This is a genomic window from Microbacterium sp. NPDC056057 (assembly GCF_042266945.1).
GTDB lineage: Bacteria > Actinomycetota > Actinomycetes > Actinomycetales > Microbacteriaceae > Microbacterium > Microbacterium trichothecenolyticum_C.
This window is the reverse complement of sequence record NZ_JBHJWS010000003.1, coordinates 724,787-741,816: the sequence shown is the minus strand read 5'-3', so window position 1 is coordinate 741,816 and position 17,030 is coordinate 724,787. Positions and strand designations below refer to the sequence as shown.

At 70.3% G+C, this 17,030-nt stretch carries 15 protein-coding genes; 9 read left to right on the top strand and 6 right to left on the bottom strand.

The window, feature by feature from the left end; all coding sequences use genetic code 11:
- Window positions 1-2 precede the first annotated feature (2 nt).
- The 9 genes from uvrC (at window position 3) to ACFC1K_RS15380 (ending at window position 8,524) form a co-directional block, all read left to right on the top strand.
- Window positions 3-1,934: an excinuclease ABC subunit UvrC gene (uvrC, locus tag ACFC1K_RS15420; RefSeq protein ID WP_375872264.1), complete on the top strand. Its 1,932-nt coding sequence runs from the start codon at window positions 3-5 to the stop codon at window positions 1,932-1,934.
- A gap of 61 nt (window positions 1,935-1,995) precedes the next feature.
- On the top strand, window positions 1,996-2,877 hold the full coding sequence (gene rapZ / locus ACFC1K_RS15415; RefSeq protein ID WP_375872263.1) for an RNase adapter RapZ: 882 nt from the start codon (window positions 1,996-1,998) through the stop codon (window positions 2,875-2,877).
- Window positions 2,878-2,945: 68 nt separating this feature from the next.
- Window positions 2,946-3,923, top strand: coding sequence for a DNA-binding protein WhiA (gene whiA, locus ACFC1K_RS15410; protein WP_375872262.1), 978 nt, complete (start codon window positions 2,946-2,948; stop codon window positions 3,921-3,923).
- Window positions 3,924-4,076: 153 nt separating this feature from the next.
- A complete protein-coding gene (locus ACFC1K_RS15405; RefSeq protein WP_341999834.1) occupies window positions 4,077-4,703 on the top strand; it encodes a Fe-Mn family superoxide dismutase in 627 nt (208 codons plus the stop codon).
- 103 nt (window positions 4,704-4,806) lie between these two features.
- On the top strand, window positions 4,807-5,811 hold the full coding sequence (gene gap, locus ACFC1K_RS15400; protein ID WP_310290460.1) for a type I glyceraldehyde-3-phosphate dehydrogenase: 1,005 nt from the start codon (window positions 4,807-4,809) through the stop codon (window positions 5,809-5,811).
- Window positions 5,812-5,816: 5 nt separating this feature from the next.
- Window positions 5,817-7,031, top strand: coding sequence for a phosphoglycerate kinase (locus ACFC1K_RS15395; RefSeq protein WP_375872261.1), 1,215 nt, complete (start codon window positions 5,817-5,819; stop codon window positions 7,029-7,031).
- Window positions 7,022-7,813: a triose-phosphate isomerase gene (gene tpiA, locus ACFC1K_RS15390; RefSeq protein WP_375872260.1), complete on the top strand. Its 792-nt coding sequence runs from the start codon at window positions 7,022-7,024 to the stop codon at window positions 7,811-7,813. The genes ACFC1K_RS15395 and tpiA overlap by 10 nt, the downstream gene beginning before the upstream one ends.
- Before the next feature lie 106 nt (window positions 7,814-7,919).
- On the top strand, window positions 7,920-8,168 hold the full coding sequence (gene secG, locus ACFC1K_RS15385) for a preprotein translocase subunit SecG (RefSeq protein ID WP_045298839.1): 249 nt from the start codon (window positions 7,920-7,922) through the stop codon (window positions 8,166-8,168).
- Window positions 8,168-8,524, top strand: coding sequence for an RNA polymerase-binding protein RbpA (locus tag ACFC1K_RS15380; RefSeq protein WP_056367156.1), 357 nt, complete (start codon window positions 8,168-8,170; stop codon window positions 8,522-8,524). The genes secG and ACFC1K_RS15380 overlap by 1 nt, the downstream gene beginning before the upstream one ends.
- A 63-nt stretch (window positions 8,525-8,587) precedes the next feature.
- Here the strand turns inward: ACFC1K_RS15380 and pgl are convergent, their stop codons facing one another.
- Genes pgl through tkt form a run of 6 tightly spaced genes read right to left on the bottom strand, consistent with a single transcriptional unit; the run spans window position 8,588 to window position 16,802 of the window.
- Entirely contained in the window at window positions 8,588-9,367 is a 780-nt protein-coding gene (gene pgl / locus ACFC1K_RS15375; protein ID WP_375872259.1) for a 6-phosphogluconolactonase, read from the bottom strand.
- A 36-nt stretch (window positions 9,368-9,403) separates the two neighbouring features.
- Complete coding sequence (locus ACFC1K_RS15370; protein WP_310290472.1) at window positions 9,404-10,360, bottom strand: glucose-6-phosphate dehydrogenase assembly protein OpcA; 957 nt, start codon at window positions 10,358-10,360, stop codon at window positions 9,404-9,406.
- Window positions 10,357-11,907 (bottom strand): glucose-6-phosphate dehydrogenase, encoded by a 1,551-nt coding sequence (gene zwf / locus ACFC1K_RS15365; protein WP_310290474.1) that lies wholly within the window; start codon window positions 11,905-11,907, stop codon window positions 10,357-10,359. The genes ACFC1K_RS15370 and zwf overlap by 4 nt, the downstream gene beginning before the upstream one ends.
- Before the next feature lie 15 nt (window positions 11,908-11,922).
- The gene (locus tag ACFC1K_RS15360) at window positions 11,923-13,545 is read right to left on the bottom strand and encodes a glucose-6-phosphate isomerase (RefSeq protein ID WP_375872258.1); all 1,623 of its coding nucleotides are present in this window, start codon (window positions 13,543-13,545) and stop codon (window positions 11,923-11,925) included.
- Window positions 13,542-14,663 carry a transaldolase gene (tal, locus tag ACFC1K_RS15355; protein ID WP_375872257.1) on the bottom strand — a complete coding sequence of 374 codons (1,122 nt, stop codon included), beginning with the start codon at window positions 14,661-14,663 and terminating at the stop codon, window positions 13,542-13,544. Before tal ends, ACFC1K_RS15360 begins: the two co-directional genes overlap by 4 nt.
- An 18-nt stretch (window positions 14,664-14,681) precedes the next feature.
- Complete coding sequence (gene tkt / locus ACFC1K_RS15350) at window positions 14,682-16,802, bottom strand: transketolase (RefSeq protein WP_375872256.1); 2,121 nt, start codon at window positions 16,800-16,802, stop codon at window positions 14,682-14,684.
- Window positions 16,803-17,030 lie beyond the last annotated feature (228 nt).

Genomic DNA, 17,030 nt, shown 5'->3' with positions numbered 1-17,030 from the left:
GCATGGCGCGCTCCGCTCCCACCGTCCCGTACAAGCCGCAGCCGGGCGAGATCCCGACGAATCCCGGGGTCTACCGCTTCCGCGACCGCGACGGACGCGTGCTCTACGTCGGCAAGGCGAAGAACCTCCGCGCCCGGCTGTCGAACTACTTCGCGCCCCTGCACACGCTCCACGAGCGCACGCGGCGCATGGTGATGACCGCGGCGTCCGTCGAATGGACCGTCGTCGCGACCGACGTCGACTCGCTGCAGCTGGAATACCAGTGGATCAAGGAGTTCGATCCGCCCTTCAACGTCCGCTACAAGGACGACAAGTCGTACCCGTTCATGGCGATCACGCTCGCCGATGAGGCGCCGCGAGTGATCGTGACGCGCAACCGCCGCATCCCGGGGGCGAAGTACTTCGGCCCGTACCCGAAGGTGTGGGCGGTGCACGACACGATCGACCTGATGATCAGGGTGTTCCCGATCCGCACCTGCAGCGATTCGTCGTACAAGAAGGCGATGGCGACCGGGAGGCCGTGCTTCCCGGGGCAGATCGGGCGCTGCGGCGGGCCGTGCTCGATGAAGGTCACCATCGAGGAGCACCGGGCGATCGTCGACGACTTCATCGCGTTCATGTCGGGGGGCGATCAACGGTTCACGCGGGAGCTCACCGCGCGCATGCGTGAGGCGTCCGCCGCCATGGATTATGAAGCGGCCGCCGTCTACCGCGACCGGCTGCAGTCGATCGACGCCGTGCTGAACCGCAGCGCGCTCGTGCTCGCCGCCGACACCGACGCCGACCTCTTCGGCATCGCCGAGGACGAGCTGGCCGCCACGGTGCAGCACTTCGTGATCCGCGGCGGCCGCGTGCGCGGTGTGCGGGCGACGACGATCGAGAAGGAGCTCGACATCACCGGCGGCGAACTCGTCGACCAGGTGCTGCAGCGGACGTACGGGAACGCAGCGGGCGCCGACATCCCGAAGCAGGTGCTCGTGCCGGCGATACCCGACGACGCCGCCGACCTCGAGGAGTGGCTGCGCGGGCGCCGTGGCAAGGCCGTGACGATCCAGATCGCCCAGCGTGGCCGCAAGGCCGATCTCATGCGCACGGCCACGCTCAACGCCCAGCAGGCGCTGATGCTCCACAAGACCCGCCGCACCAGCGACTACGTCGCCCGCAGCCAGGCGCTCACCGATCTGCAGGAGGCCCTCGACCTCGTCGAGGCGCCGCTGCGCATCGAGTGCTTCGACGTGTCGCACCTGAGCGGCACGAATGTCGTGGCATCGATGGTCGTCTTCGAAGACGGCCTGCCCCGCAAGGACCAGTACCGCTCATTCGGCGTCGCCGAGACCACCGACGACACCGACTCGCTCTACCAGGTGCTCACGCGCCGGCTCGCATACCTCGATCGTCCGGAGGAGAACGAGCCGGTCCCCACGCCCGACCCGACTGCGGACGGCGAGGTCGTGACCGAGCGGCGCCGCCCGCGCTTCGCGTACCGGCCGCAGCTGCTGGTGGTCGACGGCGGCCAGCCGCAGGTCGAGGCCGCGGCGCGGGCGCTCCGCGATGCCGGCCACGAGGAGATCGCGCTGTGCGGCATCGCCAAGCGGCTGGAGGAGGTGTGGCTGCCGGGGGAGGAGTACCCCGTCATCCTGCCGCGCACGTCGGAGGCGCTGTACCTGCTGCAGCGGCTGCGCGACGAGGCTCACCGCTTCGCGATCACCCATCAGCGCAAGCGCCGCCGCCGCGACATCCAGAGCGTGCTCGCGGAGGTGCCGGGCCTCGGCGAGGCGCGCATCAAGGCGCTGCTGCGCCACTTCGGGTCGGTGTCCGCGCTGAAGAAGGCGACACCGGAGGAGATCGCCGAGCTTCCGGGCGTCGGCCCCAAGCTCGCGTCGGCCATCCACACCCACCTCGCCCAGCCGGCCGCCCTTTCCGACGCGTCATAGGGCACGTCGCGCCGACGAGCGGTCGTCCGGTATGACTAGGCTTGTCGGGACGGGGGTGGTCATGGGCGAGGCGACGCGTCAGGACGTCGGAGAAGTGCTGATCGTCACGGGGATGTCGGGCGCCGGACGCTCCACCGCGGCGAACGCGCTGGAGGATCTCGACTGGTACGTCGTCGACAACCTCCCCCCGCAGATGCTCAAGCCGCTGCTCGACCTCACCGAGCTCGCCGGGGGAGTGCTGCCCCGGGTCGCCGTGGTGGTCGACGTGCGCGGCCGGGACCTCTTCTCGGACCTCCCCGACGCGATGCGCGCGCTCCGCGAGCGCCGCCAGATCCGCGTGCTGTTCCTGGATGCCTCGAACGAGGTGCTCGTTCGGCGCTTCGAGGCCGTGCGGCGCCCGCATCCGCTGCAGGGCGACGGCACGATCCTCGACGGCATCCGTCGCGAGCGCGTGCGCCTCGCGGCCGTCCGGGAGAGCGCCGACGTCATCATCGACACGTCGTCGTACAACATCCATCAGCTGGCCACCAAGGTCGCCGACCTCTTCAGCGAGGAGGGCGCGGCCCGGCACACGGTGACGCTCCAGAGCTTCGGCTTCAAGTACGGGCTGCCGCCGGACGCCGACATCGTGGCCGACATGCGGTTCCTCCCGAACCCGTTCTGGGACGAGCGGCTCCGCCCGTTCACGGGGGAGGACGAGGAGGTCCGCGAGTACGTCCTCGGCCAGGAGGGCGCTGAAGAGTTCCTCGACGCGTACAGCGCCGCGCTGCGTCCGGTGCTCGAGGGGTACCAGCGCGAGAACAAGAGCCATTCGGTCGTCGCGATCGGCTGCACCGGCGGGAAGCACCGCTCGGTGGTGATGGTGCGCGAGCTCGCGCAGCGCCTCGCGAGTGTGCCCGGCGTCGCCGTCCGCGTGACGCACCGCGATCTCGGACGCGAGTGACGAGCCCGCCCGGCCGGAGCGGCCGGGTAGGCTTGACGGTCGTCCCGCAAGACCCATGAAGGAGACCCGTGTCGCTGACCGCTGACGTGAAGGCCGAGCTGATCACCGTGCGAGACCCGCGCCCTACGGCACGGGTGGCCGAGCTCACGTCGCTGCTGCGATTCTCGGGAGGCCTGCACTCGATCGCCAACCGCGTCGCGGTCGAGGCCGAGCTGGACTCCGACATCCTCGCCCGCCGCACCGCGCGCGACCTCATGGAGCTCTACGGCGTGCGCCCCGAGCTCGTCCACGTGCAGGGCTCCGGCGCGCGCACGGGCAGCCACTACGCCGTCCGCGTGATCGAGGGCGGCGAGACGCTCGCCCGTCAGACCGGCCTCCTCGACCAGCGCCGCCGCCCCGTCCGCGGCCTCCCCAACAAGCTCACCACCGGGTCGCGCGGCGACCTCGCCGCCATCTGGCGCGGCGCGTTCCTCGCCGCCGGCACGCTCAGCGACCCGGGCCGCTCGGCCGCGCTGGAGATCACCTGCCCTTCGTCCGAGGCCGCGATGGCGCTCGTCGGCGCCGCCCACCGGCTCGGCATCGCCGGCAAGGCTCGCGAGGTGCGCGGCATCCCGCGCGTCGTCGTGCGCGAGGGCGAGGCGATCCGCGCCGCCCTGGCCGCCATGGGGGCTGTGCGCGCCGCCGCGGAGTGGGACCAGATGCGCCAGCGCCGCGAGGTGCGCGCGGGCGTCAACCGGCTCGTGAACTTCGACGACGCCAACCTGCGCCGCTCGGCGCAGGCCGCCGTCGCCGCCTGCGCGCGGGTCGAGCGCGCGCTGGAGATCCTCGGTGACGAGGTGCCCGACCACCTCCGTCAGGCGGGCGACCTGCGTCTCGCACACCGCGACGCGAGCCTCGACGAGCTCGGCCACCACGCCGACCCGCCCCTCACGAAGGACGCCGTCGCCGGCCGTATCCGCCGTCTCCTGGCGATGGCCGACAAGAAGGCCGAGGCCGAGGGGCTTCCGGGCACCGAGGCGGCCGTCCCGGCGGGCATCGAGGACTGAGATCCGTCACGGATGCTGCGGCCCGCGGCATCCGCATTCCACACGTCACAGTCGGAAGCAACCCGGTCGCGCGAGCGTTGCCGCTCAGTAGGATGAATCCGTCACCCTCGCTGCGCCGGGGATTTCGGCGCGCGCCGACAGGAAGAAGAGAACATGGCGAAGTACACCTTGCCCGACCTCCCTTACGACTACGCCGCACTCGAGCCGCACATCAGCGGCAAGATCATGGAGCTGCACCACAGCAAGCACCACCAGGCGTACGTGACCGGCGCGAACACCGCGCTGGAGCAGCTGGCCGAGGCGCGCGAGTCCGGCAACCTCGCGAACGTGAACAAGCTCGAGAAGGACCTCGCGTTCCACCTCGGCGGTCACGTCAACCACTCGATCTTCTGGACCAACCTGTCGCCCGAGGGCGGCGGCGAGCCCGAGGGCGAGCTGCGCGCGGCCATCGACGAGTTCTTCGGCGGCTTCGACAAGTTCCAGGCGCACTTCACCGCCGCGGCCAACGGGATCCAGGGTTCCGGCTGGGCCGTCCTCAGCTGGGACCCGATCGGCGAGCAGCTCATCATCCAGCAGCTGTTCGACCAGCAGGGCAACACCGCGCAGGGCACGATCCCGATCTTCCAGCTCGACATGTGGGAGCACGCCTTCTACCTCGACTACCTCAACGTGAAGGCCGACTACGTCAAGGCCGTCTGGAACATCGCGAACTGGCAGAACGTCGCGCAGCGCCTCGACGCCGCCCGCCAGAAGACCTCCGGCCTGCTGGTACTGTCCTAGTTAGCGCGGCCGTCCCGGCGGGACAGCCCGCCGGGACGCCGTTGTCCTCGTTCGCATCGCAACAACCGCGCATTCGCGCACGACACATCTCAGGAGAAACTCCGTGACTGTCAAGATCGGCATCAACGGCTTCGGCCGAATCGGACGCAACTACCTCCGCGCGGCTCTCGCGCAGGGCGCGGACCTCGACATCGTGGCGGTGAACGACCTCACCGACAACAAGACGCTGGCGCACCTGCTCAAGTACGACTCGATCCTCGGCCGCCTCGACCAGGAGGTCTCGTACACCGAGGACTCGATCACGGTCGGCGACAAGACCATCAAGGTCTTCGAAGAGCGCGACCCGGCCAACCTCCCCTGGGGCGAGCTCGGCGTCGACATCGTCATCGAGTCGACCGGTCGCTTCACCAAGGCCGTCGACGCCGCGAAGCACATCGCGGGCGGCGCCAAGAAGGTCCTGATCTCCGCCCCCGCCAGCGGCGAGGACGGCACGTTCGTCATCGGTGCGAACGAGGAGACCTACGACCCCGAGACCCAGCACATCATCTCGAACGCCTCGTGCACGACGAACTGCCTCGCGCCGCTCGCCAAGGTGCTCAACGACGAGTTCGGCATCGTCAAGGGCCTCATGACCACGGTCCACGCCTACACGGCCGACCAGAACCTCCAGGACGGCCCGCACAGCGACCTGCGTCGCGCCCGCGCCGCCGCGCTGAACATCGTCCCGACCTCGACCGGTGCCGCCAAGGCCATCGGCCTGGTGCTGCCGGAGCTCAAGGGCAAGCTCGACGGCTTCGCGCTGCGCGTCCCGGTCCCCACCGGCTCGGCGACCGACCTCACGGTCGAGCTCGAGCGCGAGGTCACCGTCGACGAGATCAAGGCCGCCTACAAGGCTGCCGCCGAGGGTCCCCTCAAGGGCATCCTCAAGTACACCGAGGACGAGATCGTCTCGAGCGACATCGTCACCGACGACCACTCCTGCATCTTCGACGCCGGCCTGACCCGCGTCATCGGCAACCAGGTCAAGGTCGTCGGCTGGTACGACAACGAGTGGGGCTACTCGAACCGCCTCGTCGACCTCACCGAGATCGTCGCCTCGAAGCTCTGATCCCGATGGCTCTGCGCACCCTCAGCACGCTGGGTTCGCTGGCCGGCAAGCGTGTCATCGTCCGTGCTGACCTCAACGTCCCCCTCAAGGACGCGGTCATCACGGACGATGGCCGTGTACGGGCCACGCTCCCCACGCTCAACGCCCTGATCAACCAGGGCGCCCGCGTCATCGTCTGCTCGCACCTCGGCCGCCCCGACGGCGCTCCCGACCCGAAGTACAGCCTCGAGCCGGTCGCCCAGCGCCTCTCGGAGCTGCTCGGAAAGCCTGTCGCGTTCGCGCGCGACACGGTGGGGGAGTCGGCCCGCGAAGCGGTCGCCGCCCTCGAGGACGGCGACGTCGCGATCATCGAGAACCTCCGCTTCAACCCGGGCGAGACCGCCAAGGACGACGCGACCCGTCGCGCGTTCGCGGAGGAGCTCGCCACGCTCGGCGACGTCCTCGTCTCCGACGGCTTCGGCGTCGTGCACCGCAAGCAGGCGTCGGTCTACGACCTCGCCGAGCTCCTGCCGTCGGCGGCCGGCTTCCTCATCGAGAAGGAGGTCGACGTCCTCGACCGCCTGACCGAGAACCCCGAGCGGCCGTACACCGTCGTGCTCGGCGGCTCGAAGGTCAGCGACAAGCTGGGCGTCATCGACCACCTGCTGCCGCGCGTCGACCGTCTGCTCATCGGTGGCGGCATGCTGTTCACCTTCCTCGCGGCGCAGGGCCACAAGGTCGGTTCGAGCCTTCTCGAGGCCGACCAGCTCGACACCGTGCGCGAGTACATGCGGCGCGCCGAGGACTCGGGCGTCGAGCTCGTGCTCCCGACCGACGTCGTCGTGGCCTCGAAGTTCGGCGCCGACGCGGAACACGTCGTGACGCCCGCCGACGGCATCGAAGACACGGCGTTCGGGGCAGCGGGCCTCGGACTCGACATCGGTCCCGACACCGCCGAGCGCTTCGCGGCGCTCGTGCGCGACTCGAAGACGGTGTTCTGGAACGGCCCGATGGGCGTGTTCGAGCTCGCGCCGTTCGCGGCGGGCACCAAGGCGGTGGCGCAGGCGCTCACCGAGGTCGACGGCCTGTCGGTCGTCGGCGGCGGCGACTCCGCCGCGGCGGTCCGTCAGCTCGGATTCGCCGACGACGCCTTCGGTCACATCTCGACCGGCGGCGGCGCCAGCCTCGAGTTCCTCGAGGGCAAGAAGCTCCCCGGACTGGAGGTCCTCGGATGGCAGTAGCAGGCCGCACCCCGCTCATCGCGGGCAACTGGAAGATGAACCTCGACCACCTGCAGGCGGTCGCGTTCGTGCAGAAGCTGCACTGGACCCTGAAAGACGCCAAGCACGAGGACGGATCGGTCGAGGTCGCGGTGTTCCCGCCCTTCACCGACCTGCGCACCGTGCAGACGCTGCTCGACGCCGACAAGATCCCGTTCGCCCTCGGCGCGCAGGACCTGTCGGCGCACGACTCGGGCGCGTACACCGGCGAGATCTCGGGCGCGTTCCTGGCCAAGCTCGACGCGAAGTACGTCATCATCGGCCACTCCGAGCGCCGGCAGTACCACGACGAGACGGACGAGGTCGTGGGGTCGAAGGTCAAGGCCGCGCTCAAGCACGGCCTCGTGCCCGTGATCTGCGTGGGCGAGACCAGCGAGGACCTGGAGACCTTCGGGGCGAGTGCCGTGCCGGTCAGCCAGCTGTCGGTCGCACTCGAAGGACTGAAGGCCGACGCCGACATCGTCGTCGCCTACGAGCCCGTCTGGGCGATCGGCTCGGGCCAGGCCGCGACGCCGGAGCAGGCGCAGGACGTGTGCGCCAAGCTCCGCGAGGTCATCGGCGAGAAGCTCGGCGCGGACGCGGCATCGCGCACGCGCGTGCTCTACGGCGGGTCGGTGAAGTCCGCGAACATCGCGAGCTTCATGCGCGAACCCGACGTGGACGGCGCCCTCGTGGGCGGTGCGAGCCTCGTCGTCGACGAGTTCGCCGCGATCATCCGCTACCAGAAGCACGTCGGGGTCTGACCCCGCGACCGGCGGGCGGTGAGGATTCCTCACCGCCCGCCGGCCTACACGTATACTTGACCCTTGTGCGATCGGCGAACGATCGCAGCGAAAGGCTTCAACGACTGTGCAGATCCTCGAGTTCGTCCTGCAGGTGCTTCTCGGCATCACGAGTCTCCTGCTGACCCTCCTCATCCTGCTCCACAAGGGGCGCGGCGGCGGCCTGTCCGACATGTTCGGCGGCGGCATGACGTCGGCGCTCGGCTCCTCGGGCCTCGCCGAGCGCAATCTCAACCGGTTCACGGTGGTCCTCGCCCTGGTGTGGTTCGCCTCGATCGTCGCGCTCGGCCTGATCACGAAGTTCCAGGCGCTCTGATGGCGACCGGAGGCAACGCGATCCGCGGCACCCGCGTCGGTGCCGGACCCATGGGCGAGCAGGACCACGGATTCCACGCCGAGCGCGTGGCCGTCTCCTACTGGGACGCCCTCGGCAACGAGACGGTGCGCTACTTCGCGGCGGGCATCCCCGAGGAGGAGATCCCCGACACGATCGACTCGCCGCACTCCGGCCTGCCGGCCGGTCGCGACAAGGAGAACCCTCCGGCCGTCGCGAAGACCGAGCCGTACAAGACGCACCTCGCGTACGTGAAGGAGCGCCGCACCGAGGAAGAGGCCGAGACTCTCCTCGACGACGCGCTGAAGCAGCTGCGCGAGCGCCGCGGCCAGGACTGAGTCGCAGACAGACATACGAGAAGAGCGGATGCCGAGGCATCCGCTCTTCTCGTGTGTCCGGGGTCAGTACTCCCGGTCGATCAGGTCCGGCGGCACTTGCGCGGCGGCGGCCTGGTCGACGAAGAACGTCGTGCGCTTGCGGCCCTTCGCGCCGGCGGCCGGCACGCTGGCGTAGCTGGCGCCCGCGAGGGCGAGGCCGAGGGCGGCCGCCTTGTCGGCGCCCGCCAGCACCAGCCACACCCGCTTCGAGCTGTTGATCACCGGGCGCGTCATGGTGATGCGCTCGGGCGGCGGCTTGGGGGAGTCGCGGACCGCGACCACGGCGCGATCCGTGATCTGGATCTCGGAGCGGTCCGGGAAGAGCGAGGCGATGTGCCCGTCGGGCCCGACGCCGAGGAAGCACACGTCGAACGACGGCCACGCGCCCTCGGCACCCGGGAAGCGCGCGAGCTCCTCGGCGTACGCCGCAGCGGCGGCGTCGAGGTCGGCGCCGTCGTCGCTCCCGAGGGTCGCGTGGATGTTGTCCTCGGGGACCTCGAGAGCGTCGAGGAACGCCTCACGGGCCTGGCGATCGTTGCGGTCGGCGTGGCCGAGCGGAACGAAGCGCTCGTCGCTCCACCAGAAGTGCACCCGCGACCAGTCGATGCGCGCCGCGCGCGGATTGCGTGCGGCGGCGGCGAGCACGGCCGCACCCATCGACCCGCCCGTGAGCGAGATGTGCGCGAGCTTGCCCTCGTCGATCCGCTTGATGACCCGGCTCAGGAAGCGGGGCGCGACCGACTCGGCCAGTGCGGCGGGATCGGAGCTGATGATGACGCGTTTCTCTGCCCAGCCCTCAGGCATCCGTCTGCGTCCCGTTCGTCACCCGAGCACTGCTCATCAGGCTTGCGTCTCCTTCGTCGCCGGGGGGTCGAGCAGCTCCCAACCCTCGGTGATGACTCGACCATACAGGACGTCCGGGTCGAGCCGACGAAGCTCCTCCGCGAGGCATTCGCGGAGCGTCCGGCGGGGGAACGCGAGGTCGTGCGTCGGCTGACCCGGCTGCGTGAGGATGGCCACACCGGGCGTCGGGCGCTCGAGGAGCACCTCGCCGCTGGGGCGCACGAGCGCGACCGACTTGATTCCGTGCGGCCACTCGTCGGCGTCGAGGTACGCCCAGTCGACCGGCACGTCGAGGGTGAGCCGCAGCCACGCCGCCAGGAGCGCGGTGGAGGGCGAATCGGACGCCCCGCGCACGCGCACGCCCACGACGGGCTCGTACGGCGGCTGGTCGAGGATCGCCGCCAGCTGCTCGCGCCAGCGCGTCAGGCGCGTCCACGCGAGGTCGGTGTCGCCCGGCGCGTACTGCTCGCCCAGGTCGGCGACCCAGGCCGACGGGTCGGACTTGGTCGCGGCATCCGTGATCCGGCGCTGCGCGATGCGGCCGATCGACGTCTTCGAGATGTGGTCGGGGGTCCGGTTGGGCCACCACACCACGACGGGGGCGTCCGGGAGCAGGAGACCGGTGACGAGGCTCTCGAGGTTCGAGCGGCCGGCGTCCCCGAACGCGCGGAGCGTGACGACCTCGCTCGCGCCGGCGTCGCCGCCGACCCGGATCTGCGCGTCGAGGCGGGACTCGCCGTCGGCGGAGTCCGGGATCATGAGCACGATGACGCGCATCGGGTGCTCGCGCGAGGCGTCGTTCGCGGCCTCGATGACCTCTTCGACGGCGCCTTCGCGCGTCAGGATGACGAGCGTCAGCACACGGCCGAGCGCGACCGCCCCGCCCTCCTCGCGCACGTTGACCAGTGCGCGGGAGATCTTGCTGACGGTGGTGTCGGGAAGGTCGACGATCACGGGCGCCTCCAGGTGCGGCCATCGCGGGAGAGCATCTCGTCCGCGGAATCCGGGCCCCACGACCCGGGCGAGTACTGTTCGAGCGGTCCGCCCTGGGCGTCCCAGAACTTCTCGATCGGGTCGAGGATCTTCCACGACAGCTCGACCTCTTCGTGCCGCGGGAACAGCGGCGGGTCGCCGAGCAGCACGTCGAGGATCAGGCGCTCATAGGCCTCGGGGCTGGCCTCGGTGAACGCGTGGCCGTAGCCGAAGTCCATCGTGACGTCGCGCACCTGGGCGCCGGCGCCGGGCACCTTCGAGCCGAAGCGGATCGTGACGCCCTCGTCGGGCTGCACGCGGATCACGAGGGCGTTCTGGCCCTGACCCGAGGTCTGGCTGCGCGAGAACAGCAGCTCGGGCGCGCGCTTGAACACCACGGCGATCTCGGTCACGCGGCGGCCGAGGCGCTTGCCGGTGCGCAGGTAGAACGGCACGCCGGCCCAGCGGCGCGTGTTCACCTCGAGCGTGACGGCGGCGTACGTCTCGGTCGTGGACTGCGGGTTCATGCCGTCTTCCTCGAGGAAGCCGAGCACCTTCTCGCCGCCCTGCCATCCGCCCGCGTACTGACCACGGGCGGTCGAGCGCGCGAGGTCGGCCGGGAGCGTGACGGCCGCGAGGACCTTCTCCTTCTCGGCGCGGAGGTCCTTCGCGTCGAACGAGATGGGCTCCTCCATCGCGGTGAGCGCCATCAGCTGCAGCAGGTGGTTCTGGATGACGTCGCGTGCGGCGCCGACACCGTCGTAATACCCGGCACGGCCGCCGACCCCGATGTCCTCCGCCATCGTGATCTGCACGTGGTCGACGTAGTTGCGGTTCCAGATCGGCTCGTACAGCTCGTTCGCGAAGCGCAGGGCCAGGATGTTCTGGACCGTCTCCTTGCCGAGGTAGTGGTCGATGCGGAAGATCGAGTCCGTCGGGAATGCCGAGCGCAGCACGTCGTTGAGAGCGCGCGCCGACTCCTGGTCGTGGCCGAAAGGCTTCTCGATGACCACGCGGCGCCAGCGGTCGGGCTGGTCGGCGGTGTCGTCGACGAGGCCCGACGCCTTCAGCTGCTCCGCCACGAGCGGGAACGCCTTCGGCGGGATCGACAGGTAGTACGCGTGGTTGCCCATCGTGCCGCGCTCGGTGTCGAGCTTGTCGACAGTGTCCTTCAGACGGCGGAAGGCATCAGGGTCGTCGAACTCGCCCGAGACGAAGCGGATGCCCTGGAGCAGCTGCTGCCACGTCTCGTCGCGGAATTCGGTGCGCGCGTGCTGGCGCACGGCGTCGTAGACGACCTTGGCGAAGTCCTGGTCCTCCCAGTCGCGCCGCGCGAAGCCGACGAGCGCGAAGCCGGGAGGCAGCAGCCCGCGGTTGGCGAGGTCGTAGACGGCGGGCATGAGCTTCTTGCGGGAGAGGTCTCCCGTGACGCCGAAGATGACGAGCGCGCTCGGGCCGGCGATGCGGTTGAGGCGACGGTCTTCGGGGTCGCGCAGCGGGTTGTGCCCGCGCGAGATCTCGACGGTCATGTGGGGATCGAACTCCTACTGTGCCGCTTCGAAGAGCGAGAGCACTTCGATCTGGGGGTCGGTGAGGGTCAGGGTCACGACGGGACGGCCGTGGCCTTCGGCGAGCACGGCCGCGTCGCCCGCGGCCTGCGCCTGGATCAGCTGGCCGAAGGTGAACGGCCGGCCGGGGATCTCGAGGTCGACATCGGTCTGCTCGAGGATCTGCACGAACACGCCGTTCGCCGGGCCGCCCTTGTGGTACTGGCCCGTCGAGTGCAGGAACCGGGGTCCCCAGCCGAACGTGGTCGGGCGTCCCGAGTCCGCGGCGACGAGTTCGCGCAAGCCCGAGAGCTGGCCGAGCTCGAGGCGGTTGACGTACGCCTGGATGGCGACGTAGCCGTCCTCGGGAAGGCGCGCCCAGAGCGCGTCGAGCACACCGGCGACGGTTCCGGATGCTGCGAGCTCGGGGTCCGAGACGCGCACCTCGACACCCTCCACGGCGAACGCCGGGGCGGTGGGCTCGGGACGCGCGTCGAGAAGCCCACGGGCCGCGACCTTGGCGGACTCGACGTCGGGCTGATCGAACGGGTTGATGCCCAGCATCCGTCCCGCGATCGCCGTCGCGTACTCCCACACCACGAACTGCGCGCCGAGGGAGCCGCTCACGAGGATCTCGCCCTCGTGGTGCTCGAACAGGTGGAACTTCTTGGCCTCGTCGACGAAGCGCACGATCTGCAGATCGGCGGGCTTCGCGTCGACCTCGGGGGAGACCGGCAGCAGGACGACCGGCAGGATCCCGGTGCCCTCCTTGCCCGTCGACTCGGCGACGAGCTGCTCGATCCAGTCCGGGAGCCCCACGATGTGGGTGCCGTCCGTGATGAGGCCGAGCTTGTCCTTGCGGGGCTCGCCACCGGCGATCGCCGCGGCGAGCACGAGCGCCGGGTTGTCGGGGCTGTCGATCGAGACCTCGAGCAGCGACGCCTCGGCCTCGTCGAGGAGTTCCGAGATGTCAGCCCCGGCGAGACCGGCCGGCACCAGGCCGAACGCGGTCAGCGCGGAGTAGCGGCCTCCGACGTTCGGGTCGGCGTTGAACACCGTGTAGCCGTCGGCACGGGCCTCCGCGTCCAGCGGCGAGCCCGGGTCGGTCACGACGATGATCCGCTCGGCCGGGTCGATGCCGAGGTCGCGGAACGCGGCCTCGAACGCGCGCTTGGCGGAGTCCGTCTCGACGGTGGATCCCGACTTCGACGACACCACCAGCGCGGTGCGCGTGAGGTCGCCGGCCTCGGCGTCGCCGTCGATCGCGGCGAGCACCTGGCCCGGCGCGGTCGAGTCGAGGATCACCAGCGGCGCCCCCGAGGTCTGCATGATGACCTCGGGCGCGAGCGACGAGCCGCCCATGCCCGCGAGCACGATGCGGGTCACGTTGCGCGCGTGCAGGCGCTCGCGCAGCGCCAGGATCTCGGGGACGAGCGGACGCGAGACGCTGACGGCCTCGGTCCACCCGAGTCGACGGGAAGCCTCGTCCTCCGCCTCGGGACCCCACAGCGACGAGTCGCCGCCGGTGATCCCCGACGCCACGAGGCTCGCGACGAGCCCGGGGAGCGTCGCCTCGACGACCGACTTGACGTGCCCCGACAGGTGGATGTCGAAGCTCATCGGGTGGCCTGGAGTGCGTCCTCGAGGGCCGTCCTCACGGTGCCCTGCAGGTCGTGCCAGGAGGCGATGAACTTGCTGACGCCCTCGTCCTCGAGCACCTGCGTGACGTCGGCGAAGTCGACGCCGACGGCCGCGAGGTCGGCGAACACCTGGTGCGCGGCCTCGTAGGTGCCGGTCACGGCGTCGCCGGCGATCTGGCCGTGGTCGAAGGTCGCCTCCAGCGTCTTCTCCGGCATGGTGTTGACGGTGCCGGGGGCGACGAGCTCGGTGACGTACAGCGTGTCGGGGAGGTTCGGGTCCTTGACGCCGGTCGACGCCCACAGCGGACGCTGGGCGTGGGCGCCGGCATCCGTCAGCGCCTTCGCGCGGTCGGTGGCGAACGCCTTCTCGTACAGCTCGTACGCGAGGCGCGCGTTCGCGACACCCGCGAGCGACTTGAGGCCTGCGGCCTCGTCGGTGCCGATCGCGGCGAGGCGCTTGTCGACCTCGGTGTCCACGCGCGAGACGAAGAACGACGCGACGGAGTGGATCTGCGAGATGTCGTGGCCGTTGGCCTGCGCCTGCTCGAGGCCGGCGAGGAAGGCCTCGATGACCTCGGCGTAGCGCTCGAGGCTGAAGATCAGCGTCACGTTGACCGAGATGCCCTCGGCGAGCACCGCGGTGATGGCGGGCAGGCCTGCCTTCGTCGCGGGGATCTTGATGTGCACGTTGGGCCGGTCGACCTTCGCCCACAGCTCCTTGGCCTGCGCGATCGTCGCGTCGGTGTCGTGGGCGAGATCGGGGGAGACCTCGATCGACACGCGGCCGTCCACGCCGTTCGTGGCGTCGTAGACGGGACGGAAGATGTCGGCCGCGTCGCGCACGTCGTCGGTCGTCGCCGCGAAGATCGCGTCGTCGACCGACGCGCCCGCCTTGGCGAGCTCGCCGATCTGGTCGGCGTAGGAGTGTCCGCCGCCGCCGATCGCGCCCTGGAAGATCGTGGGGTTCGTCGTGACGCCCGACACGTTGCGCGTCGAGATGAGTTCGGTCAGGTTGCCCGACGTGATGCGCTCGCGCGACAGGTCGTCGAGCCAGATGCTCACGCCTTCGGCGACCAGCTTCTCAGTGGGGGTGCTCATTCTGCCTTCTCCTCGTGCTTACTTCGCCGTTGCGAGTTCGAGTGCTGCCGTGGCCGCGAGGGACTCGCGGGCGGCCTCGACGACGTGCTCGGCGGTGATGCCGAACTTCTGGAACAGGGTCTTGTAGTCGGCCGACGCACCGAAGTGGTCGATCGCGACGGAGCGGCCGGCGTCGCCGACGATGCCGCGCCAGGTGAGCGCGGAGCCGGCCTCGACCGACACGCGCGCCTTGACGGCGGCGGGGAGGACCTTCTCGCGGTACGCGGCGTCCTGCTCGTCGAACCACTCGAGCGACGGCGCCGACACCACGCGGGCGTTGATGCCCTCGGCGGCGAGGGTCTCGCGGGCGGCGACCGCCAGCTGCACCTCGGAGCCGGTCGCGATGAGGATCACGTCGGGGGTGCCGTTCGGCGCCTCGGCGAGGATGTACGCGCCCTTGGCGACGCCGTCGGTCGACGCGAACACGTCACCCGATGCCTCGCCGGTGCCGCGCGCGAACACCGGGATGTTCTGGCGGGTCAGCGCGATGCCCGACGGGCCGCCCTGACGGCGCACGATCTCCAGCCACGCGGCCGAGGTCTCGTTCGCGTCGGCGGGGCGCACCACCGTGAAGTTCGGGATTGCGCGCAGCGTCGCGAGCTGCTCGACCGGCTGGTGGGTCGGGCCGTCCTCGCCGAGCGCGACGGAGTCGTGCGTCCAGACGAAGATCGACGGGATGTTCATCAGCGCGGCCAGACGCACCGACGGGCGCATGTAGTCGCTGAAGATGAGGAACGTGCCGCCGAACGGACGGGTCGGACCGTGAAGCTTGATGCCGTTGACGATCGCGCCCATGGCGTGCTCGCGGATGCCGAAGTGCAGCACGCGGCCGTACGGGTCGCCCGACCACTCGTGGGTCGACCACTCGGCCGGGATGAACGACTTCGCGTCCTTGATGGTGGTCAGGTTCGACTCGGCGAGGTCGGCCGAGCCGCCCCACAGCTCGGGCAGCACCGCGGCCAGCGCGTTGATGACCGTGCCCGACGCGGCACGCGTCGAGACATCCTTGCCGGCTTCGAACGACGGCAGGGCGGACGCCACGTCCTCGGGCAGATCGCCGGCCTCGAGGCGGTCGAACAGCGCCTTGCGCTCCGGGTTCGCCGCGGCCCACGCGTCGAACGAGGTCTGCCACACCGCGCGCTCCTCGGCGGCACGGTCGGCGAGCGCCCGCGTGTGGGCGATCACGTCGTCGGCGACGACGAAGGACTGCTCGGGGTCGAAGCCGAGGACCTTCTTCGTCGCGGCGAGCTCGTCGCCGCCGAGCGCGGAGCCGTGGATCTTGCCGGTGTTCTGCTTGCCGGGCGACGGCCAGCCGATGATGGTGCGCAGCACGATGAGCGACGGCTTGGAAGTCTCGCCCTTCGCCGCCTCGATCGCCGAGTGCAGCTCTGCGACGTCCTCGACGTACTGCCCGGTCTTCTTCCAGTCCACGACCTGCACGTGCCAGCCGTACGACTCGTAGCGCTTGGCGACGTCCTCGGTGAACGCCACGTTGGTGTCGTCCTCGATGGAGATCTGGTTCGAGTCGTAGATCGCGATCAGGTTGCCGAGCTCCTGGTGACCCGCGAGCGAGGACGCTTCGGAGGTGACGCCCTCCTGCAGGTCGCCGTCACCGGCGATCACGTAGATGTGGTGGTCGAACGGCGACTCACCCGCGGCGGCCTCCGGATCGAACAGGCCGCGCTCGTAGCGGGCCGCGTACGCGAAGCCCACCGCCGAGGCGAGGCCCTGGCCCAGCGGGCCGGTCGTGATCTCGACGCCCTTGGTGTGGCCGTACTCGGGGTGACCCGGGGTCAGCGAGCCCCACGTGCGCAGCGCCTTCAGGTCGTCGAGCTCGAGCCCGAATCCGCCCAGGTACAGCTGCACGTACTGGGTCAGCGACGAGTGGCCGGCCGACAGGATGAACCGGTCGCGTCCGACCCAATGGGTGTCCGTGGGATCGTGGCGCAGCACGCGCTGGTAGAGCAGGTACGCGGCCGGCGCCAGGCTCATCGCCGTGCCGGGGTGGCCGTTGCCGACCTTCTCCACCGCGTCCGCTGCCAGGACGCGGGCGGTGTCCACCGCGCGCCGATCGATCTCATCCCAAGCCAGTTCCGACACCGGGCCGCCTTTCGTTGGAGGTGCGCCCAAGAATGTGGCCGGCTCGCGGCCCTTGTCCGGATGGAGAAGGGGGAATCGGCGACGGGCGCGCGTGTTTCTCAGCATAGCGAAGGGGCATACCGCCTAGGCCATGCAAGCCGTCTATGTGACAGAGTCTTGCGAAGCCCGGGTCGCCGTCGGTGACATCCCGGTGTCGTGGGAGTCACGTTCTGCTCACGCCCGCCGTTC